Here is a 21,737-nt window from a genome sequence, read left to right as displayed (position 1 = left end):
TGTCTGATACATGTTGCGTTATGGATTCCAGATCAATAACACGGACATCAGGATAATAATCCCTGCCACAATAGAGCCGGCCCATATAATAGCCTTCTTGTTCACCGTTTCCTTATGCCTTCGTTCCATATAACTTGGCTTCCGTTTGCTCATGGAAATCGACCTCACATCCTATTGGACTCTGAAGACTAGAACTGTCTTCATTATAGCAAACCTAATATGGAAATGAAAAGGTTTACATAGAAACAAAACGTTAGGGTAATCTATTCTGTAAATAGGTACTTTCTTTTTGACAATGAAACAGATAAACTGTTCGATAGAGTCTAATGAGGAACGGAGTGTACCTATCATGCTTTACAGTAACATTGCAAAACCTGTATTATTTCGTATGGATGCAGAACGAGCTCATCATCTAACGGTGGACGGACTAGGACAAGCTTCTCGGATCCCTGGTGCATTGTCGTTGCTTAAGCAAATGTACGGAGTGGCCAGACACCCGGAGCTCGCGGTTCAGCTATGCGGTCTGGATTTTCATAATCCAGTGGGACTCGCAGCCGGACTCGATAAGAATGCAGCAGCCGTTCAAGGCTTCTCGTCCCTAGGCTTCGGATTCATGGAAGTGGGAACCGTAACGCCCCGAGCGCAACAAGGCAACGATAAACCAAGATTATTCCGTCTACCGTCTGACGAAGCCCTCGTTAATCGGATGGGCTTTAATAATGTAGGGGCAGAAACGATGGCCCAGCATCTACGGAAGACAGGCAGGCATACGATTCCTGTAGCTGTCAATATCGGGAAGAACAAAGATACCGCCAATGAAGATGCGGAGGAAGACTATCGCAAATGTGTCAGAACGCTCTATACATATGGAGACTTCTTTGTAGTTAACATTAGCTCACCGAATACACCAGGGCTGCGTAATTTACAGCATGGAGCCGAGCTGCAAAGACTTGTAGCAGCGGTCAAAGAGGAAATGGCCCAGCAGCAAAAACGATTCGGTGGAGCGTCCAAGCCGATGTTTGTCAAAATCGCTCCAGACGTAACAGAAAATGAGTTAGAATATATGGTGGAGACACTGGTGCAAGGCGGTGTATCAGGGATCATTGCCACGAATACAACGATTTCTCGCGACGGCTTAACGCATCACAATGGCAAGGAAACCGGAGGTTTAAGCGGTAAGCCGCTTACAACTCGCTCTACCGAGATTATCAGAGGTGTTTACAAACATACGCAAGGAGCATTGCCGATTATCGGCTGCGGGGGTATTTTTTCGGCAAAGGATGCATATGACAAAATACGGGCTGGAGCATCGCTTGTAGAGGTGTACACTGCGTTAATCTATAAAGGACCAAGATTAATCCGTGAACTGAATGAAGGGTTGCTGGAGCTATTAAGACTTGACGGCTACAGCCATATCTCACAAGCGGTAGGTGCAGATCATAAGTAACAGGATCGAGCCTTGTTCGATTCACACAGCAGAACAACTGGATTTCTTCGGAATTTCAGGACGGAGGTTTCATTCTATGGACAGCAGAGACTGGGGGAGATTCCTGCTCCCTTACGAGCAGGCGGTTGAAGAACTTAAAGTCAAATTCAAGACGCTTCGTACAGAGTTTAAAAGCAGAGAAGAATACACCCCAATTGAATTTGTTACGGGGCGGATTAAGCGAATATCAAGTATATTGGAAAAGGCGAAACGATTAAATGTACCAATGGACCAATTAGAGACCGGTATTGAAGATATTGCCGGCATCCGGATCATGTGTCAATTCGTACAAGATATCCATCGTTTGGCGGAAATGATTCGAACCAGAAAAGATATGGCGGTCATATTCGAAAAAGATTATATTACGAACAACAAAGAGAGCGGTTATCGCAGCTATCACATTATTGTGGAGTATCCTGTTCAAACCTCGCTCGGGATGAAGCCGGTACTGGCGGAGATTCAGATCCGTACATTAGCTATGAATTTCTGGGCTACGATCGAGCACTCCTTGAGTTATAAATTCAAAGAGCATTTGCCGGCGGACATCAAAGCCAGACTGCAAACAGCGGCCGAAGCAGCCTACCAATTGGATCAAGAAATGGCGAGCATCCGGAATGAGATCATAGCGGCACAGCAGCATTTTGAAGACAAATCGAATCTGGTATCCAATGTATTGAATGGGATCCAGGATTTATACTACTACCATCGTATTAGGGAAGCAGCTCAATTCCAGTTGAAATTCAATGAGCTCTGGGAGACGGAAGATGTGTGGAGCTTGAGGGAGCTGTCTCAAGATCTGCAAGAAGCGTTACTGAGAGCTAAGAAATCGGGGAATCATTAGCCGATAATGTAGAGCGAAGCAAAGGAGTAATTCCGTTGATGATAGGCTACGATCAGTTGTACATCGAGTTCCTGTACTACTTCAACATAGAAAGGGACTACTTCGAGTGTCATGAAGTAATGGAGGAGCTATGGATGGAGGAAGGCCGCAATCCTCTGCATCAAGGTTTGTTGCAGGTTGCTGTAGGCCTGTACCATCATCGGAATGGCAATATCGGGGGCGCGATCAAGCTATTCGATCAGGCAATTGAGAAGTTGGAAAATTACCCTCGGATCAGCATGGGCATTGATCTGGGGAAGCTTGTAGAAGACTCAAGGCAGTACTTGGCCAAGCTGGAAAATATAGAGGAGAAACCATTCGATTTCTACGATCTGAACATTGCCATCATCCATTCGGATTTGGTTGGAATGGTCGAGGAAATGCGGGATTTTCCTCCCGTTAAGCACGATGAGGAGACGTAATGGGGTTACACACGCACAAAACGCCGAAACCATTTCTATAATGGCTCCGGCGTTTGTATTTTTTACTTCTTCTTGTTCGTTGCGAAAAATTGCTTGAATGCATCTGGGGACAGCCCTGGTTGGCCATCATGAGATACTCCGCCTTCAAGACGGCTTACTTCCTTACCATCTCTGAATACGACGAGTGTAGGGGTTGCTGTAATTTTGTACGTATTCCAATCCGATTCGTACTCCCACAGATTCAACTGCTTCAAGTCGACGCCCGCATCCTTGGCGATTGGGTTCAGGATTGGAGTAGTGGCTTGGCAATGCACACATGTGGTGGAGAAGAAGTAGACGAATGTTTCTTCCTTAGCTGCAATCTTTTTCTTAAGCTCATCGGGCTGAATGATGTTCTGGTAATTAGCATCTTTCAATTGCTGCACGGTCTCCGCTTTAAGCTTACTTGCATCTACTCCGTATAGCTGTTCAGCCTTAGCCTTGGTGGCCTCATCCAAATTGCCGAGACGTGCTGCGTTCTTGGACTTTTCGCTCTGTTGGTTTACAATAAACAAAAGGGCAAAGAGAGCCACGATAATTCCAAGATAAATCGATAATTTTTTCATCATACACCCCTAGGTTCATTAATATAGTTGCTTCTCTTTATTAAGTTCTTCCTCTAACGATTCTTATCCTTCTTCCCTATGGAGGAAATTTTGAGGATTTATTGAACATTCCTTTAACGACTAGTGAAAGTGCAGGCACCTCTATGACTACGAAACTTCCAACAACCTTTTTACATAAAATGAACCGGTTATTACAGGACGAATATCCCTCTTTTCTTGCATCCTACGAGGATACGCGCGTATTTGGCTTAAGAAGGAATCCTCTCAAGATTAGCTCGGTTGTATTCGAGAGGCAGGTTCCTTTTGGCAGCGAGTCCATTCCCTGGTCAGAGGAAGGCTATTATTTGAACGAAGGAGATCGGCCTGGCAAGCACCCCTATTATCATGCGGGACTCTATTATATTCAAGAACCAAGCGCGATGGCGCCTGTGGAGCTGCTCGATGTGAAGCCTGGTGATAAAGTATTGGATCTGTGCGGCGCACCTGGAGGCAAGTCAACGCAAATAGCAGGCAAGCTTAAGCAGCAAGGAGTTCTTGTAGCTAATGATAATCATCCGGACCGGGTGAAGGCAATGGTCAAAAATTTGGAATTGTTCGGTGTGATGAATGCGGTCGTGGTGAATGATTTGCCGGAGCGGTTGGCACTGCCCTTTGCCCAGTATTTCGATAAAATATTAGTTGATGCTCCTTGCTCCGGGGAAGGGATGTTTCGCAAAGAGCCGGAGATGACCAAGTCTTGGAATGAGATTGAAGTAAGTCGATACGCCTCCATGCAGAGAGCTATTCTGATCAGTGCGGCCAAGATGCTGAGACCAGGGGGAAGAATGGTGTACTCGACCTGCACGTTCTCTCCGGAGGAGAACGAAGCGACCATTGCTGAATTTCTGGAGGAGCATCCCCAGTTCAGAGTCGTGAAGGTGCCTTATTCGCATGGTTTTGCCGCGGGCAGACCGGAGTGGTTGAACGAGACACCAGTTCAAGCGGTTAGTCAGACGAGAAACCAGGCAGTTGAAGCGACTCGCGATACTGTAAGACTGTGGCCTCATTTGGTGCGGGGAGAAGGTCACTATGTGGCTGTATTAGAGCGGGATAATGAGCCCGATGTTGTTCCAGTATCCAATGAGTCTGAGCAAGCCCTGCATCGGCCAAGTAACAAGGCGAAGACTGCAAGAGTGTCCAAGCCGTCTTCTAGATCTAATCATACTGGAGATGCTCCTTCAGCAGCGGTTTTGGAACGTTTTTGGAGTGAGCATTTTGTAATCGATAGGGCTGGTCAGCTCGAATTAAGAGGGGATTATGTATACCAAGTCCCCCCGGATATCCCGGATTTGTCAGGCATTAAGGTAGTGCGTCCGGGCTGGTTTCTCGGCTCGATTCGAAAGGAACGGTTCGAACCGTCGCAGGCTTTGGCAATGGGCGTTCAGGCCGATCAATCCGTTCGCCGTGTAGATCTAGATGGAGAATCCGCGGATGTAATCCGGTACTTAAAAGGGGAAACGCTCCATCTGCCGGATTCCGCTCTAGTGCGATCTGCAGCAACTGTGCCTGTTAAAGGGTATACGCTCGTGTGTATGGATGGATATCCGCTAGGTTGGGCCAAATGGCAGGACGGCATGCTGAAGAATGAATACCCGCCAGGGTGGAGGTGGACCTAGGATGAGAAAGACTCAAAGATTAGATAAGGTGTTGGCCCATATGGGTTATGGTTCGCGAAGTGAGTTAAGAAAATGGATCAAACAAAAGGCAGTGGCTGTGAACGGACTTACGGTAACAGATTTCGGATTACAGGTCAATCCTTATGAGGATCAAATCCATGTGAATGGAGAGCTCGTGGTCTACAGGGAATTTATTTATCTCATGATGAACAAGCCGCCGGGCGTAATCTCTGCAACGGAGGATAACCGGGATCGTACCGTCATAGATCTGTTGGAGCCTGCATATCAGGTGTTCGAGCCCTTTCCTGTTGGTCGATTGGACAAGGATACAGAAGGATTACTGCTGCTGACTAACGATGGGAAGCTGGCTCACCAATTGCTGTCTCCGCGCAAGCATGTGCCCAAGATGTATTTTGCAGAAGTACAGGGGCAAGTGGATGAACGAGATGCGGAAGCTTTTCGTGAAGGTGTGAGGCTGGATGACGGATATGTTACGATGCCGGCCAAGCTTACCATTCTAAGTGTTATAGGCGAGGGAGAGGGGTTCCGTTCCAAGATCGAGCTTACCATTATGGAAGGAAAATTCCATCAGGTGAAGCGCATGTTTGAGGCTGTAGGGAAAAAGGTTGTGTACCTGAAAAGAATGTCCATGGGTGCGTTGTTGCTAGATGAGCATTTATTGCCAGGACAATACCGGGAACTGACGGATAAGGAGCTGGAGTCGCTTCAACCTTCTCTACAAGATGAATAAGGAGCAACGATAGAAGGATAGGGGGATTTCAAGTGAAATACAAAATAATTGCTTTAGACGTCGATGGAACGCTGCTTAACGATGAGCATGAGCTGACTGAGCAGACGAAACAAACGATTCGATTAGTCCATGATCTGGGAGCAACGATTGTCCTATGTACAGGAAGAGGACCAGGCAATGCCATTCCCGTTATGGAGGAGCTTGGCTTGACAGGGACCGTTATAACGCATAATGGAGCTGCTACGATCAGGACGGAGGACCGTTCAATCATTCACCAGTATCCATTCCAACCGAAGAATTTGGCCTACTTCGTCAACTATTGCCGAGAGCACGGGATCCATTACGATTTGTCCACACCAACTGAACTGCACACGGACACGGAATATCCGGGTGCGGTTGGTCAAATGTATGCTAAGTTCGTGATTGAACCTGTGCGTGTTACCGATGTAATCGCTCTGCAAGAGCTGCCTGTCAAGTTCACTGCCTATTCAGCTGATATGCTGGTCATGGATCGTGTAGAGGCAGATTGGAAGCAGGAAAGCTGGGGATTGCAAGTGTTACGCAGCAGCGATGAATTCATCGACGTGATGCATGCTGAAGCTTCCAAAGGAAATGCCCTGCGTGCTTTGACGCAATCTCTTGGCATAGAGCCGTCGGAAGTGCTTGCTATGGGAAATTATTATAATGATGTGGATATGCTGAAGTTTGCTGGAATGGGCATAGCGATGGACAACTCCCCAGATGCAGTGAAGCAGATAGCAGATGAAATTACCGTTTCCAACAATGACGGAGGCGTCTATTTATCGCTTCTCAAGCATTGCTTGAGTGATTGATCGTAAGTTGAATAAGCCGGTAAGCAAAGAAGGATTGACGCCTAATGCGTCAATCCTTCTTTTGTTTGGAACGAAGATTGGTGAGGACTCCGTCTTAGCATATGACCGGACGGGTTACAATCACCAGCAGGATGTACAAAACAAGAATTACACCTACAGAAGTAAAACCTATACCAGCAGACATTCTAATTCCTCCCCGTATGTTTATTGATCCGAAGCAAGTGTTGTTGGTGTGTGCGATCCGTGAAAACTGGGAGATGTTCAAGTCGCATCAGCATGTAGTGCGTTTATCTTGCACTCGGTATACTCTAATGTATTACTTACAGGGTCAATGCGCATGGACAGATAACTATAAGGTATAGATTTTGGGCTAAATATGAATAATGTAAACAGAAACTGTAAACTGGAGGCGAATGGAAGTGGCTCAATTCACAATTAGACCTGATATGAAAACATCCGGCGGGGAAGTATGTGACATTTGTTTAGATGGCGGATATATTGGAACTATAGTTCTTGTCATTCGAGAAGGACATCGAGTGGCCGGCTCCGTTCAATTGGAACAAGAATCTTTGACCCGATCGGAACGAAAAGAAGCCCTTCAGTTTATTCAAAGTTATGTGGAGCAAACCGTAGCAGCAGTAGGAGCAGAAGATTGTGAAGTCGTTGTGACCTGCAGCCCCTACGATGTCATTATTGCTTCGGAAGACCAGATTGGAATGATTGAAGAGTTTGTCGATATGGACGACGAGGGTCAATTGCTATTCGAGGATGAGGAAGACGATGATGAATATGATGAGTATGATGAGTATGTGATTGGCGATGGAGAGGACGAGGAGACGTCCTATTCGTTAGTGGATTCGGAAGAGAGCGAAATCTCTTCACAAGTGCTGCGTGATCCAACCTTTTATGAGCTCGTTATTGTTGGGGAGAGCCGCAATCGGGTCGAGTATCATGTATATGACAGAGACGATGAATGGATAGCGGAAGTTTACTTGCGCATTCGCGGAGCCGATGTATCAGGAGAGATCAATTGGATTTACGAACCGCTTGAAAATGAGATTGAGCACGTTGCAGAGCTTATCATTGCGGACTTGAATGATTCTGAGGTCGATACGATTCAGCTGGACATGCTGTATGAAGGGGAGATCATAGAATCCCTGGAGCTGACTCATGAGGATATGCTAGATGAGGAAGACTTGGAATTGGATGACGAGGAAGAAGAAGAAGAGTGGACTTACTCAGCCCGCTCCAATCGTCAAGAATATGAGGTATCCGACTCGGATGAGCATTCCAAGTACTCCTTTGTGTTAGCTCGAGATGACGGGGACGCGTTGACTTACGAAATATTCGAAAAATCACAAGGCAGCTACCCTATTGGGACAGCTACAGTCGATATTAGCCTAAGTAAGCTGACCGGGTTTATTGAGTTTCGTGATTTTGCCAGCTCCACGGATCGGGAGCAGATTGGCGCACTTTTGCTGCATGAGCTGGATAAGGAGCGTGATTACGAGTCCGTCCACTTCACCATGCTGCTGAACAACAGGCCGATTGACGAGATCACGTATGAGACGGACCCGTTACATTAATTCGAGTTGATCAAATATGGCGGATCAGAACACTTGAACAGGTTCTGATCCGCCATCTTCGTATAGGAATGCAATAATGAAATCTAGCGGTTCAACAGCTTCAGAGTATGTTCCGTCAGCAGCTCGCCAGCATCGATTGCAAGGCGATTGTTATCTGTGATACGGGGCTCGTATCCGCCTTGTGCATACGATTCCTTGGTGCATAAATAAGCACTGACCGAGCCGTTACTCAGCTCGCTTACCAAGGTGATCGGGAAAGGAGACTTCTCCTTCAGCTCTAGCCCGAACTCTACGAACAATTCTCCCGGCAGTCCGATAATGGCGAGGTCGCCCAACAATATGGCTTGGATCTCTGCATCAACGGAAGGCTCCTGTCTCTCATTCGCACGCAACAATTCAGCGGCAAATGCGCACTCTACATGCTCTGGAGCTTCAGTTCGCAATGTATGCTCGGCAGCGCGAATATCCTCTTCGCTAGGCTTGCGATACGGTATTGTCACTGTGCCTCGGCGCGTGTGCAGAGATAGCTTCTGCCCATTGTCGGTATTCACAGCGTCTCTCACTCTTAGTACTTCGGCTGCGAGAATTCGACCCATGCGGCGGTAATAATCCGAGGGCTTGGCATAATCGCTTGCCTTACCGCTCACAACATTGTAGTGGTTAATATTCCCGCTAGCGCCCATTAAGAACATGCTTACCGTCTGACTACCCAACGCTTCCTTGATCGCAACAGAGAGCTCACCTGGATAATCTCCGCTATACTCAGTACCGCCAACCACATCCGTATGGGTGGCATAGTTCGTAATGACACCGATAGGCCGTCCTTGCGTATCATCAATACGCAGTACGATCACTTGCGGATCTATGGGGCCGGTAGGACGAACAATATGCGGGTTGCCAATTCCGGGATTCGTACGTACAGTTCCATCTTGCATGAAGAAACGGCGGTTAAAGGCAATACGGTCTTCCTGACCAAGACCGACCCCGATGATCGCCTCTTGGCGACTGTGATAAGCCGTAATCGCTGCTTCTGTAGCCCTCTCGATCATCCAGTCCAGATAAGCTTGATCATCCTGCAGGAATGTTGTGGTTTTAACTGGAGGCCCTGTATGCGTATGAGTGGCCGATACCATCACACACGATTCAGATATTCCGGTACCAGCCCGCACTTGACTGCGTATGGCTTCTACGATGGGTCGGGTCAGATCAATACAATCCAGGGCAATGATGGCAACCGTATCTGTACTCGACTCCCATACAACGGCTTTGGCATAAAGCTCATCCAGAATCCCGGTTGATCGGCGATCATGGAAGTAACCGGGCATAGAACAGCCTAGAGGCGGGGTAATGATCACCTCACTCATACCGCAATGAATCATCTGAAAAACCTCCCGCATTTCGATTTATTTAGCTTTTAACACCCGCTCATAAGCGCTCTTATGTGCTTCGAGTAATTGATCGACTCCGAGCTTTTTCACTTCACTTACATAGGCATCCCATTCGTTCATGTTTTTGTCACCCAGGATGAATTTCGTAATCGTTTCTTCGCGATGCTTCGTTATCGATTGGCCAATCGTGTTCAGAATGTCCTGCTCTTTATCGGTGAATGGCGGCTTCGGCTGGAGCTTCGGATCATACTTGGTTGCTTCCTTGTAAGCATCTCGGGTGGCTTGTGATGCAATAGACAAGTGAGCACTATAATCGATCCAGGTATAAGTTCCATAGTTGACCAGACCTGGCTTCTCACGTAATTCAGACAAAGTCTTGAATTGATCCAGGTACTTCTTCTTTCCATCTTTCACTTCATAGGTGACGCCTTCAATCCCCCAGCTGGACAATTCCCGACCAGCTTCGGTATAAAAGAAATCCATATACTTCATGACGTCCTTCACATTCTTAGAAGTGGAGGCGACCGTCATACCTGAATCGACGACGTTCTCGTTCGGATTCTGTTTCTTGGCACCTGCGAATCCGCTTGGCGGCGCCATGAACTGCAGATCGAATTGCGGGTTCTCTTTACGCAGCGGTGTATTATAGGTGTCCATAACCATATAATCGAGCAGCACGAAGGTTTTGTTATTAGAGATGAAATCCTCGAATTTCTTCGTGTTGACGGACAACCAATCTGGCGGAATAAGCCCTTCTTTATAAAACTTGTTCATATAAACAACCATTTTCTTAAAATTGTCTTCCGTTGGTCCGTATCTCCATTCTTTCTTGTCAAAATCGTAATACGGGCCATTCCCTGTTTCGAAGTTGGGCGCCATCCGGGTAAGGGTGCCGAATGCGAATCTTGTGACGAGCGGATAGCTATCAGGATATTGCTGCTTCAGTGCCTTTAGCACCTCATAGAGCTCGTCGTAGTTAGTAGGAGCCTTCAGATTATGCTTCTTGAACACATCGTCGCGGTACAGCCAGGTGATCCGATTCGTTTCCCCGAAGCCTTGGTTCGGAAACATGAACATCTTGCCTCCGTCAGCCAGATAGCGCTCCTTCAGCTCGGGATATGCAGCCAACCACTTCTTGAAGTTCGGCATTATATCCAAGTGGTCGAGGATGTTGACCAGAGCACCCTGTTGACCATATTTATTAGCTGTTGGAAAATCCGACATGTACAGCATATCCGGCATATTTCCTGATGCGATCGTCAGGTTGACTGCTTCTTTGTAATTGTCGCCCGGAGGCACTTGACCGTCGATGATATAATTCGTATTGTCTGAGATCGCCTTCCATATCGGCTTATCCTTGGCATAAGACCAGTTGGCCTGTGCCCCTACGAGCATGGTTAATGTTTTCTTCTCCGTGCTTTTTGGCGTGCCCTGTGGAGTATTTCCATCACCGTTGGAGTCCCCACCGCAAGCGGCTAATGTGAACATAAGGATGAAGCTTAGCAGGATAACGATTGTTTTTTTCATCATTGCGGCTTAAGTCCTTTTAGTGCAAGGACCTTTACGCCTTTCCCCCTCATCATTCGAATTTAGCAAGCCTTTTAATTGGACAGGTTGTGTCAGCCTTTCAAAGAACCAAGTGTAACCCCTTTGACAAAATACTTTTGCAGGAATGGATAGGAGAGCAGTATCGGCAAAGTTCCGATAAGAATGGTGGCATATTTCAAGGATTCCTCGACAATCTGGTGATCCTTGCCGATTGAGTTGCCGCCATCGAGATTGAACTGTCCAGCTAGAACAATATTGCGTAAGATCACCTGAAGTGGAACTAGGTCCGGATTTCGCAAGTAGAGAAGGGCGGTGTAGAAATTGTTCCATATTCCAACGGCATAGAACAATCCTATAGTGGCTAGAGAAGCCTTGGATAAGGGCAGGGCGATTCGGAGGAATAATCCGATGTCGCTTAACCCATCCACCTTGCCGGCCTCCTCAAGCTCATTCGGAAGACCGCTGAAGAAGGTTCGCATCAGGATCAAATACCACGCGCTCATCGCCCCTGGAATAATCATAGCCCAGAAGGTGTCCACGAGTCCCAAGCCTTTTACAACCAGGAAGGTCGGGATTATTCCTCCACTGAAGAACATCGTGACCACGACCAGCAAGGTGATTTGTTTGTGGAACAGCATTTTTTTCTTGGATAGCGCATAAGCTCCCATTGCCGTCAAGGAGAGAGAGACAGCCGTTCCGACCACGGTATACATGATCGTGTTCAGGTAGCTTCTCCAGATCCTCGGATCGTTTAATACAATTTCGTAATTGGCGAGGTTAAATCCTTTTGGCCAGAGCGAAACTTCCCCCTTCAGCACAGATACATTGTCACTGAATGACACAGCAGCCATGTAGACGAACGGGTAAACCATTACCACAACAAGACCAAGCATAAGAATGACATTGATGACGTCAAATAATTGCAGTCTTCTCTTCATGAATGCCTCCTGACGGTTACTCCGGAGGGAATAACTGATATTGGATGTCCAGCTACCATAGGCTCGTTTCTCCGGCTTTTCGGCTAAGATAGTTGGCGCTTAACAGGAAGGCCAAATCAATCAGGGAGGTGAATAGACCTATAGCGGTTGCATAGCTGTAATTGCCTTCCACAAGTCCGACCCGATACACATAGGTACTTATAATATCTGCGGTCTCATAGGTTGCGGGATTATAGAGCAGGAACACTTTCTCGAAGCCTACCGCGAGCACATGTCCGATGTTCAGAATGAACAAAATGACGATAGCAGGCATGATGCCGGGGATTGAGATATGTCGAATCTTACTCCACCTTCCCGCCCCATCCATATCAGCAGCCTCGTAAAGATGAGGGTCAATGGCAGTAAGCGCTGCCAAATAGATGATAGAGGACCACCCGACACCTTGCCAAATCCCGGATGTGACGAAGATTGTGCGGAACCACTCTGGACTCATCAGCCAATTGACCTGCTCGAGCCCAATTCCCTCGATCAGTCGATTGACTATTCCTCCAGACGGAGATAGAAATACGACAATCATACTGACAATAACCACGTTTGAGATAAAGTGGGGCAAATAACTGACAGACTGAACGAAACGCTTGAACACCATACTTCTTAGCTCATTCAGCAGGAGAGCAAGCAGGATGGGAGCTGGAAAGCCGAATACAAGACTGTAAAAGCCAAGCAGGAACGTATTCCGCAGCAGCTTGAAGAAATCAGGGTTCTGGAAAAACATCGTGTAATACTTAAACCCGACCCACTCGCTGCCCCATACTCCTTTGAACAGGTTGTACTTTTGAAACGAAATCGCGATTCCGAACATGGGGACGTAATGAAAAATAACAAAATACAACACAGTGGGAAGAACGAGTAATAATAAGTACTTGCTTTCATTTAACCTTCTTCGAAATGAGATTTGTCTAGGCTCCACTGATTGCGGCGGCACCTGTGGCAATGCTTGCGCAGTCTTAGTCAGTTTCATTGATCCGCCTCCGTTACTAGTCGACTGCAGGATACTTTCATTCACGACGACTAGCCGATTTACGTTGCCAAGCAAACACATGTGTTGTTACAATGAGCTCACCCCTATAGTACGGGCAAGAGGGAAAGCTGTATATATTCAATGCGTCCACATGTAAGCGTTTTTATTAAATCGAACATACGGAATATAATCGAACCTAAAGTAGATAAAGATAGACGTACCGCATAGACACTGGGGCTGGTATGGATGGATATATTCAAACTTTGAGGAGGTACATGCATGATTTTTCGGTTTCCGGTCCACCGTGATTCGTTGTTTGTAAAGCTGCTCATCGGTTTTCTCATTGTCATCCTGCTGCTTGTTTCCTTCAACATCCTGTCGTTCACCTTCTTCAAAGAAAATATTAAAAAAGAAATTATCGACCACAACACCCTTAATCTGAAAAACACAGTAGATAGCTATGAGAAGCAATTCCGTCTGGTGGAAAGCGTAATGCTTCGGTTCTATTTCAGTGATCGATTGCTGCTGTTAGGGAACAGTGGAGAGCAAGTGGACTATAATGCGGTGAATGCGGTTAAAACAGAAATCAACTCGCTGCTTTCCAATGAAATGTTACATCTGAACAATCTATTCGTGTTCTTCCGCAATCACTCTCTTGTGATCGAGATGGGCGGCTTGGATAACGCACCGGACTTATTCTCCAAGCATTACATCAGTGATAAGTACAATTCGGTATTCTGGAAACAACAATTTATTGAAGAGTATCCTCATCGGGTATTTCCTGCTGCTGAATTCAAGGAAACGAAGATTGACCGCACCTTGAATCCAATTGGCAAAATGTTCCCCTTTGTAGTGAAGAACAGGTTCAATAATCAATACATCATTATGGCGTTACTAGATGCGGAAGCGATGTTCCAGACTTTCCATTACTCAGGCAATGACAGCTTTCTTATTATGGATGATAACAAACAAACCATATATCGAGCTTATAGTGAGAAGGAAACGGATCCGGGCATCGTAGCCCAAAATGCTTTGGACCGATTCTCTTATTCAGACACACAAGGATATTTCGAGCGCAACGACAGCTATTACTTTTATGCCAAGGGTGAAATATCCGGACTATCTTATATGAACGTAATTCCCGTGACCAGCATCACCGTACAAGTAGAGAGACTAACCATCCTACTGTTAACTCTGCTCGCGGTGGCTGTACTCCTTAGCGTTCTGATCTCCATCCTGCTTAGCATCAAATTCAACAATCCGATTCAAAGAATGGTTGAAATGGTGCAAAAAAATGGGAAGAGGGGGAATGTTCACAGCAAAATACGCGAGTTCGATCTCATCAGTACGAATCTCGCTCATATGATCGACGAGAATGAAGCGATGAACAAGGATTTGACCCGGAAAAACAAATTATTAGAAAACTACGGGTATATAAGCAAAATTAACAATACTTATCAGTGGAATGATGTTCATGATTTAATGGAGACGAGCAAGCCTTTTTACTTGATCGTATTTCAACTTGTGTTCACGGAGCAGTTCCGCAGTCTCGTGTCAGATGAACAAGCGAAGGCTGCCAACTATATTAAGGAGTTTATTCACATTGAGCTAGGCGAGATGTTCCACGATGCGGTTACCGTGCAGATGGAGAAGAATCGAATTTCCACCCTTATATTCTCCGCTGAGAACCCGACCGTTGTCCTGCAAATGTTATACAAACTGAAGGAGGTATTCGATCGCGACCGCGATACCTGCTATCTCACCATTGCATTTCGCCCGGTCCTGCAGCATCAGGCCGATATAACAAAGGCATACGAACAAACACAAGCGATGATCCAACGCCGGCTGCTCGGCAAGGAAACGCAGATCATTACCGAAGACCATACGGAAGAGGAACTATACATGTTCTTCACAGCTCAGGAGCAGGAGCTGTATGCAAGTCTGCAGCAAGGGCAAGGAAGCAGGGCAGAGGAGTTGGTTAGCCGGAGCTTGGTCCAATTGGAGGAGCGGCAGGCCAGTGTGTACCAGTTCTCTCAGTTCGGCAAGGAAGTGACGATGAAGGTCATTAAGGCGCTATTGTCACATAATGTCGATATTACCCTGCTGCTTAGCACGCATAACCCGTTTCAGAATGTGCAGGAATGCGCGAGCCGTGAGGAATTCGAGACCTTGTTCAGACGAATGATCGGGGATGCGGTGTTATTCATTCGCGAGAAAAAAGCGGAGCAGGATCCTATTCGAGACTTCGTGTTCGATTACGTGGAGGAGCATTACGGCGAGGACGATATTTCGCTTGAGCTGGTGGCGGATAAGCTGAATCTGTCGCGAAGCTATTTGTCTACATATTTTCGCGAGAAGACGGGAATGACCTTTACGGACTACTTGAACGAGCTGCGAATCGTACGCGCCAAGGAAATGCTCTGCAAAAGAGATGTACGCATCCAGGACGTTGCTAAGCGGATTGGCTATCATAACGTAAATTCTTTCATTCGCATGTTCAAGCGTATCAGCGGACTAACACCGGGGGAGTTCCGAAGGCTGGAGATGCAGAAGGAGCTGGTGGAGTGAGGTGCTGGGAGAGAGATAAAAGACGGGCTGTTTTAGCCCGTCTGTGTACAAAAGTCTATCGGAGGATGAATCCGCCGGATGTACGCATCCGTCCTCCTGAGAGCATAAACTCCTTGATCGTCCGCTGCATAGAGGTGCGTTCCGGCAGCAGATGAGGCTCACATTTGACACATTTGAACAGGAATAGATAGAAAGCATCATCTCCGCCGCCTATAGGGAACAGATGGTAGTCCTGCTGGAATCGAACAATATTCGAGGATTCTCCTAACAGTGTTCGAAGCTGCGGATCGAACAACCAAGTGAAGCAGACATACCCTTTTATAGGTTGTTCCGGAAAGCAGGTGCTGAAAAAAGAGATCGCTTGCTCGTAAGAATCGTTGTATAGCTCTTGAGACAGCTTGCCTGCAGCCGGAATGTGCACATCCAAAAGCGTATCTCCAGGCTTAAGTACAAGCTGCCATTCCTTTGTGTTAAGGGTGAGCAGCTCTTGGGACGCATATCCATCTGAAGAGATCGGATTCCCTTGAACAGCCTCATCCGATTCACAGAATGTAGAGGTCCAGCTATTCTCACGATCGTAGATCTGGTTTGTCCCATCGAGAAGGCCGTCATTCCTATATTGGATACCTGGTGCGGATAGAGCTGCAAGTTGTCCCGTCTGAACATTGCGATAGGCGTTCAGATAATTACCGAATGCTTGTAGGCGGAATTGGAGCCGTCCTACCTTATACAACTGACCCGAATAATGACTCATCAGCCAAGCGAAATAGGTCATATCCAGTCCAATGAGCCCGTTACGCTCTTGATACAAACCTACTGTGTTGCTGACGTCCCATACGGTGTCTGCTGCGATATCATTAGGAATGCTGCGGCTTGCGTATAAATTACGAAGGCGAGTAGTTCCAGACAATAGAATGATCAAAGGAAAAATGGCTGCAAGTAAAGGTCCGCTGGCAGAAGGAACAGGCCATGTCCGGAGTCCATCCCTTGTTTGATCGAGTGCAACGAACAGAATATAATGCCATAGCCAGGCCAGCTGGCTTATATATTCATCTTTGCTGATCTGTAAAACAGCTGAAAGCACAGCCTTGGACTGATCCTCGGGTAAACTCAAGTATGCACACACAGACTCCAAGTAGGAAGACTGCAGAAAAGGAATACTATCCGTCGGATAACTGGCTTGTGCATGCTCCCAATTGCGTTTCCAGGACTCAGGAGCATCCGGGATGGCGAGAGCTTCGGTTAATTGTTCGAGTGTCATTTGATTTACCATTGTTCGTAGAATTGACGCTGCAGGGTAAGAGCGTCTCCATCCTCTTTGATTATTAGGATTGCATCTGCTGTTTGCTTGGCCACACGCCGGAGAATCGCATGACCGACTCGTTCATTCGCGCCTTCCGGATTGCCGGCATAATTGTTCGGATAACTGCCGTACCAACCCATCGCGGTAAAAACACCTGCTCGCCCCAGATCGGACAACCTCCCTTGATCACGGAAATCCTCATCATTAATGAGCTCCATATGTACAAGTTCATGGTTGATCGCAAGTATCGCAGATGTTTCAATGAATCCCGCATGGTCCGTGCCATATCCGGATTCCACTAAATCCACAATGAGTGTATGATCTTCTTCGGTTAATTCCGGATCGGAGCCAAAAGGACTGGCGGCCATTTGTTTGAAGGCATGGTTTAACATCGACTGAGCCTCCATGGAGTATACGATGTAGTCGCGGGGCTGCTGCAATGTATTCTGTATAAAAAATCGAATGAGATTGGGGTTGCCCCCGTGTGCATTAAGGATGAGGATCTTCTGGAACCCGTTCCTGCCGATCTCGCGGCAAACATCATCCAGCATGGCTAACAACAGCTCCGGTCTAATAATCAGGTTCCCTGGAATATGCTGCACACCCGCCAACTGTCCTATGTAATAATCGGGGAAAATAACAGCTCGCTCGAGCTTAGCAGCCTCAGCGGCAATCGATTTGGCCAACATCATATCGGTTGCGAGCGGTAAATGCGGGCCATGTGATTCAAGCACGCCAAAAGGCACAATACAAACTCCCTTGACCTCCTGGACGGCTCGTCGGAATGCAGGTGCAGTTAGATGCTCCCAGAACATGCGTGATCCTCCTCCAACAACTAAAACGGGTTTGTTTTCCTAAATTACATTCCACAAAAAAAGGATGAACCCTGCTGGGACAAATTTATTATTTGCCCACCCAACGGAGACCTTTGGGATAGTGGTTCTTGATCAGGCCGTCGCTGACCTTTCCCCAACCAAGGGGAAATCCGTCTACAGCGACGATGCACCAGCCCGCGGCCAAGTTGTCTGTGGCCGCGATCGCTTCTCCCCGCAAGTAGCTGGCGACGGCGGGGTGGTCCGCAGCGAAGCTGGCGACGCTGCTTGCGGGCACTTCGTGCGGCGCGCACGCGAGCGCCAGCGCATGGGCCGGTTCGACCCGGCCCTTCTTGATGGCGGCCAGGTGCAGACCTGGCCGCAGCACTTTGAGCCCGTCGAGCGCGGCAGCGCGGAACGGGGCATTTGCGGCGTGCGGCAGCCAGTACAGCTGCTCGCCGAAGAGCAGCGGCTCGCCTGGGCCGAGCGCCAGGCTTGGCAGCACGGCGGCGAGGAACGCGCTCACATCGCGCATAGCGGCCGCAGCAGCGGCTGCAGCTGGAGCGTTCCCGTCGCGGCGCTTGGGTGCGCGGATGCCGCGACTGCGAGCTCCGCTTGGTGCACTGACAGCGGCAGCATATGCCGCTTCCTGTGCACCAAGCGGAGCGCCGCGGTCGTCTAACCGCTCATCGCTTCCGCTGCCCCTGCGCCCGCGCTGTTCACGGCTCTCCGTCTCCCCGCCGGGCACTCCTTGCTGGCTGCCGCTTCCGTCGTCCACTTTGCCCTCTTCGCCCTCCTCGCGCACTGCTCCCGCTGACGTTCCCGCCTTGCGCAGCAGTGCCACGAAGTGGCCTTCGCCGCGCTCAAGGTGCGGCCAGATTCGTTCCGTCCGCTGGACGGAAAATTCCGGGTACTTCGATGTGAAGGCATCGAGTACTTCTTCATTTTCCTCGCGGTTGAACGTGCATGTAGAATACGCCAGTGCTCCTCCTGGCTTCAACATTCGCGCGGCTGAATCCAGAATATCGAGCTGGCGCACAGCACACATCGCCACATGCTCAGGAGACCATTCTTCCCGAGCTTCCGCATCTTTACGGAACATCCCTTCCCCAGAGCACGGGGCATCAAGCATAATTTTATCGAAAAAAGCAGGGAACCGCGCAGCCAACTGATCAGGTGTCGCGCTTGTGACGACTGCGTTCCGAACCCCGCAGCGTTCTATATTTTCACTAAGAATTTTGGCGCGTGCTGCATGGATCTCATTCGCAATTAACAGCCCTTCACCCTTCATCATTCCAGCGATCTGCGTAGACTTTCCTCCAGGCGCACCAGCCAGATCGAGCACAATATCCCCTGGTAATGGACGAAGCATCTCGGCCGCTGACATAGCAGAGGGCTCCTGAATATAGTACACCCCTGCAGAATGGTAGGCATGCTTGCCAGGTCGAGCGGACTCCGCATAATAATAGCCGGTTGGGCACCAAGGGATAGGCTCCAATCCGAAGAAGCGGGTCATTTCCTCCAAGTCAAGCTGCTGCTTGTCTGGAGAGGCATATATTTTCAGAGGATTCAGCCTTAATCCTTGTGTCCGTGGAGATTGGTAGCTGTGGAAGAAGGCTTCACTTTCGCTGCCAAGCAGCTCTGTCATACGGGTTACGAACGCGAACGGAAGACCGATTGGACTAGTATTTGATGGAATAGAGTCTGACATAGGAACAGATGATCCTTTCTTGACGTTGCATTTTTCTTCTATTATATCCACATCCTCAAGTGACAGCAAAGAAAACCAGAGCAAAAGGGAGAGAAGCAGAGCAACACCAACTTGGTCGTGCAATCGGAAATGAACTCCATTATAATGACTATACTCGGAGCATTTATCCTTAAATTGAAATAATAAAGCACCAATACTATAGAGGGAGGCTGCTGAAATGACAGTACCATTTAAATACGAGAAAGCTATATCGCTTGGAGATGCAACCTTGGTAGCCAAAACGCAGGGAGCTGCGATCGGGAATGGAGAGATTTATGTAGGAGCTAGCGGTTCTCCCGCTTCTTTCTTTGTGCTCGATGCATGGACGGGACAAGTGAAATTCCGCGAAGCGTTGCCTGGTCACGATGTGATCTGGGCCGTTACGATAGGATCGGATCGCAATGTTTATTTGAGCGGGACACAGACCGGGATCTTATATCGTTACATACCGGAAGAGCAGAAGCTGGACAATCTTGGAAACAACCCTTCTAACCCCTGGGTGTGGGATTTGGATGCTTCTTCTGACGGATTTATATATGGTTCAACTTATCCCAATTCCAAAGTGTTCGTGTACGATATTCAATCCGCCCAGTTTACCGATATGGGCACGGTCAAAGAAGGGCAGGATTATGCCAGAGGCTCCGGTGTAACCGATCGTTATTTTTATGCGGGAATTGGAACAAAAGCTTACTTATTCCGCTATGACAGAGTTACGGGGGAAAAGCTGGAGATTCAACTTCCTATTACAGGTAAGGACAGCTCAATCTCCAATGTTTGGTCTTACGGGGGCAGATTGCTTGTCGCTTACGGCACTTCCTTACTCGTTCTGAATGAGACGAATTATGAGGTTATCCATCAGATGGACTGGCAATCGGCGAATACGTTCGATGGCATGATCTCCCCCCCGTCACCGTATAATCCGAACATGCTCTATTTCCGCAATAAAAACACATCCCGGCTATGGACATACGATTTGTCAAAGGATGAAATTGCTCTAGCTGATCCTGATCTTATCCTTCCGAATCAATCGTTGAAAGCTATCAATTGGACGGTGCCTAAGGACGGTCCGAATGCAGGCCGAGCCGTGCTTGTGATGCTTACGAATGAAATTGTGCAGCTCATTTACGATCCGATTGACCGGACTTTTATTCAACTTGAGCCAGAGGTAATGAAGAGCGGGATCCAGATTCAGTCACTGGAAACCGGTCCTGACGGCAACCTGTATATGGGCGGATATCAAGGGGCAATGAGTGTCTATGACACAACACGAGGATTGTTCTCCGTTCAAGAGAAAGAGCCTCACCAGATAGAAGGAATCGGATTCTTGAATGGAAAAGTTTACTTGGGGTTATATGGGGGAGCCGTTATTGCCCAGTACGATCCTAAGCAAGTGTTAGAGCAAGGTGTGAATCCTAAGGTAATTTACGACATAGATGACGAGCAGAGCAGGCCGTTCACATTCACCACTGGAGAAGGCAAGCTGTTCATAGGGACCATTGCGGATTACGGTCAATTAGGCGGCGCATTAACAATCTATGATGAAGAAGCAGACACGTGGACCGTTCATAGGAATGTTATTCCGAATCAGAGCATCATTGGACTTGCCTATAATAATGGGAAGCTATATGGGGGATCTACGATTTGGGGCGGACTCGGCATTGAACCGTCAGAGACGGAAGCGAGGCTGTTCGAATGGGATGTTGCGGCTGATATGAAACTCTCAGAGCTGCAGCCTGTTGTTCCCGGATTCCTGAAGCCCAAGATGATTGGAGAGCTTAGCATAGGCCCTGATGGGAATCTATGGGGTATTATGTGGGGGGAGACGGAGTCGGTGAGCAGCGCTTTTGCCTTATTCGCGATGGATCCGATTACCAAGGCAGTGGTGAAGAGCACGATAGTAACTTCAGGAGAGAAAGCCAGCTCTTGGCGTCCGTTTTTTATGCGTTGGGGAGCGGATCATCATCTGTATACCACACTTGGCCGGCAGCTTATTGTGTTCGACTCTCTTACCCTCGAGTATCGGAAATTGGTAAGTGAGCCTGTACACTTGATGACACTCGGCCTGGACGGCACTATTTATTATGCGCAAGGTTCTCAGTTAATGAAAATGCCGATAGCTGTCCGTGAGTTTCCGAAAGATGCTCTTCCTTTATAACCCCAATTTAGGTAGAGTTAATTAAAACCGTAACGC

Annotated in this window: 18 protein-coding genes; 9 read left to right on the top strand and 9 right to left on the bottom strand. The window is 47.9% G+C overall.

The window, feature by feature from the left end; translation table 11 throughout:
• Positions 1-18: 18 nt before the first annotated feature.
• The gene (locus AC58QD_RS26680; protein ID WP_497338080.1) at positions 19-153 is read right to left on the bottom strand and encodes a hypothetical protein; all 135 of its coding nucleotides are present in this window, start codon (positions 151-153) and stop codon (positions 19-21) included.
• 196 nt (positions 154-349) lie between these two features.
• Here AC58QD_RS26680 and AC58QD_RS26675 point away from each other — a divergent pair, with 196 nt between their 5' ends.
• From AC58QD_RS26675 to AC58QD_RS26665, 3 genes are all read left to right on the top strand, one after another.
• A complete protein-coding gene (locus AC58QD_RS26675) occupies positions 350-1,447 on the top strand; it encodes a quinone-dependent dihydroorotate dehydrogenase (protein WP_497338079.1) in 1,098 nt (365 codons plus the stop codon).
• Between the two features lie 76 nt (positions 1,448-1,523).
• The gene (yjbM, locus tag AC58QD_RS26670; RefSeq protein ID WP_497338078.1) at positions 1,524-2,327 is read left to right on the top strand and encodes a GTP diphosphokinase; all 804 of its coding nucleotides are present in this window, start codon (positions 1,524-1,526) and stop codon (positions 2,325-2,327) included.
• 38 nt (positions 2,328-2,365) lie between these two features.
• Positions 2,366-2,788: a DUF309 domain-containing protein gene (locus AC58QD_RS26665; protein ID WP_497338150.1), complete on the top strand. Its 423-nt coding sequence runs from the start codon at positions 2,366-2,368 to the stop codon at positions 2,786-2,788.
• A gap of 62 nt (positions 2,789-2,850) precedes the next feature.
• On the opposite strand, the gene AC58QD_RS26660 is transcribed toward AC58QD_RS26665, so the two are convergent.
• Positions 2,851-3,396: a thioredoxin family protein gene (locus tag AC58QD_RS26660; protein WP_497338077.1), complete on the bottom strand. Its 546-nt coding sequence runs from the start codon at positions 3,394-3,396 to the stop codon at positions 2,851-2,853.
• 140 nt (positions 3,397-3,536) lie between these two features.
• Here AC58QD_RS26660 and AC58QD_RS26655 point away from each other — a divergent pair, with 140 nt between their 5' ends.
• From AC58QD_RS26655 to AC58QD_RS26640, 4 genes are all read left to right on the top strand, one after another.
• Positions 3,537-5,048 carry an RsmF rRNA methyltransferase first C-terminal domain-containing protein gene (locus AC58QD_RS26655; protein ID WP_497338076.1) on the top strand — a complete coding sequence of 504 codons (1,512 nt, stop codon included), beginning with the start codon at positions 3,537-3,539 and terminating at the stop codon, positions 5,046-5,048.
• A gap of 1 nt (position 5,049) precedes the next feature.
• Positions 5,050-5,799: a pseudouridine synthase gene (locus tag AC58QD_RS26650; protein ID WP_497338075.1), complete on the top strand. Its 750-nt coding sequence runs from the start codon at positions 5,050-5,052 to the stop codon at positions 5,797-5,799.
• A gap of 32 nt (positions 5,800-5,831) precedes the next feature.
• Positions 5,832-6,632: a Cof-type HAD-IIB family hydrolase gene (locus tag AC58QD_RS26645; RefSeq protein WP_497338074.1), complete on the top strand. Its 801-nt coding sequence runs from the start codon at positions 5,832-5,834 to the stop codon at positions 6,630-6,632.
• A gap of 419 nt (positions 6,633-7,051) precedes the next feature.
• On the top strand, positions 7,052-8,218 hold the full coding sequence (locus AC58QD_RS26640; protein ID WP_497338073.1) for a hypothetical protein: 1,167 nt from the start codon (positions 7,052-7,054) through the stop codon (positions 8,216-8,218).
• 83 nt (positions 8,219-8,301) lie between these two features.
• Here the strand turns inward: AC58QD_RS26640 and AC58QD_RS26635 are convergent, their stop codons facing one another.
• The 4 genes from AC58QD_RS26635 to AC58QD_RS26620 form a co-directional block, all read right to left on the bottom strand.
• A complete protein-coding gene (locus AC58QD_RS26635; protein WP_497338072.1) occupies positions 8,302-9,597 on the bottom strand; it encodes a neutral/alkaline non-lysosomal ceramidase N-terminal domain-containing protein in 1,296 nt (431 codons plus the stop codon).
• 24 nt (positions 9,598-9,621) lie between these two features.
• Positions 9,622-11,136: an extracellular solute-binding protein gene (locus tag AC58QD_RS26630; RefSeq protein WP_497338071.1), complete on the bottom strand. Its 1,515-nt coding sequence runs from the start codon at positions 11,134-11,136 to the stop codon at positions 9,622-9,624.
• An 89-nt stretch (positions 11,137-11,225) separates the two neighbouring features.
• Entirely contained in the window at positions 11,226-12,092 is an 867-nt protein-coding gene (locus tag AC58QD_RS26625; protein WP_497338070.1) for a carbohydrate ABC transporter permease, read from the bottom strand.
• A gap of 52 nt (positions 12,093-12,144) precedes the next feature.
• Positions 12,145-13,113: an ABC transporter permease gene (locus AC58QD_RS26620; RefSeq protein WP_497338069.1), complete on the bottom strand. Its 969-nt coding sequence runs from the start codon at positions 13,111-13,113 to the stop codon at positions 12,145-12,147.
• 279 nt (positions 13,114-13,392) lie between these two features.
• On the opposite strand from AC58QD_RS26620, the gene AC58QD_RS26615 reads away from it, so the two are divergent.
• Entirely contained in the window at positions 13,393-15,681 is a 2,289-nt protein-coding gene (locus AC58QD_RS26615; protein WP_497338068.1) for a helix-turn-helix transcriptional regulator, read from the top strand.
• A 55-nt stretch (positions 15,682-15,736) separates the two neighbouring features.
• Here AC58QD_RS26615 and AC58QD_RS26610 read toward each other — a convergent pair whose 3' ends face one another.
• The 3 genes from AC58QD_RS26610 to AC58QD_RS26600 all read right to left on the bottom strand — a co-directional run bounded on the left by AC58QD_RS26610 (position 15,737) and on the right by AC58QD_RS26600 (position 19,507).
• Positions 15,737-16,942 (bottom strand): acyltransferase domain-containing protein, encoded by a 1,206-nt coding sequence (locus tag AC58QD_RS26610; RefSeq protein WP_497338067.1) that lies wholly within the window; start codon positions 16,940-16,942, stop codon positions 15,737-15,739.
• 5 nt (positions 16,943-16,947) lie between these two features.
• On the bottom strand, positions 16,948-17,799 hold the full coding sequence (locus tag AC58QD_RS26605; protein WP_497338066.1) for a creatininase family protein: 852 nt from the start codon (positions 17,797-17,799) through the stop codon (positions 16,948-16,950).
• An 88-nt stretch (positions 17,800-17,887) separates the two neighbouring features.
• A complete protein-coding gene (locus AC58QD_RS26600) occupies positions 17,888-19,507 on the bottom strand; it encodes an RsmB/NOP family class I SAM-dependent RNA methyltransferase (RefSeq protein ID WP_497338149.1) in 1,620 nt (539 codons plus the stop codon).
• 217 nt (positions 19,508-19,724) lie between these two features.
• Here AC58QD_RS26600 and AC58QD_RS26595 point away from each other — a divergent pair, with 217 nt between their 5' ends.
• The gene (locus AC58QD_RS26595; RefSeq protein WP_497338065.1) at positions 19,725-21,701 is read left to right on the top strand and encodes an NHL repeat-containing protein; all 1,977 of its coding nucleotides are present in this window, start codon (positions 19,725-19,727) and stop codon (positions 21,699-21,701) included.
• The last annotated feature ends 36 nt before the right edge of the window (positions 21,702-21,737 follow it).

Source organism: Paenibacillus sp. J2R1T-4, from assembly GCF_059692235.1.
Note: the sequence above shows the minus strand (reverse complement) of the source record. Positions and strands in the feature narration are given on the sequence as shown.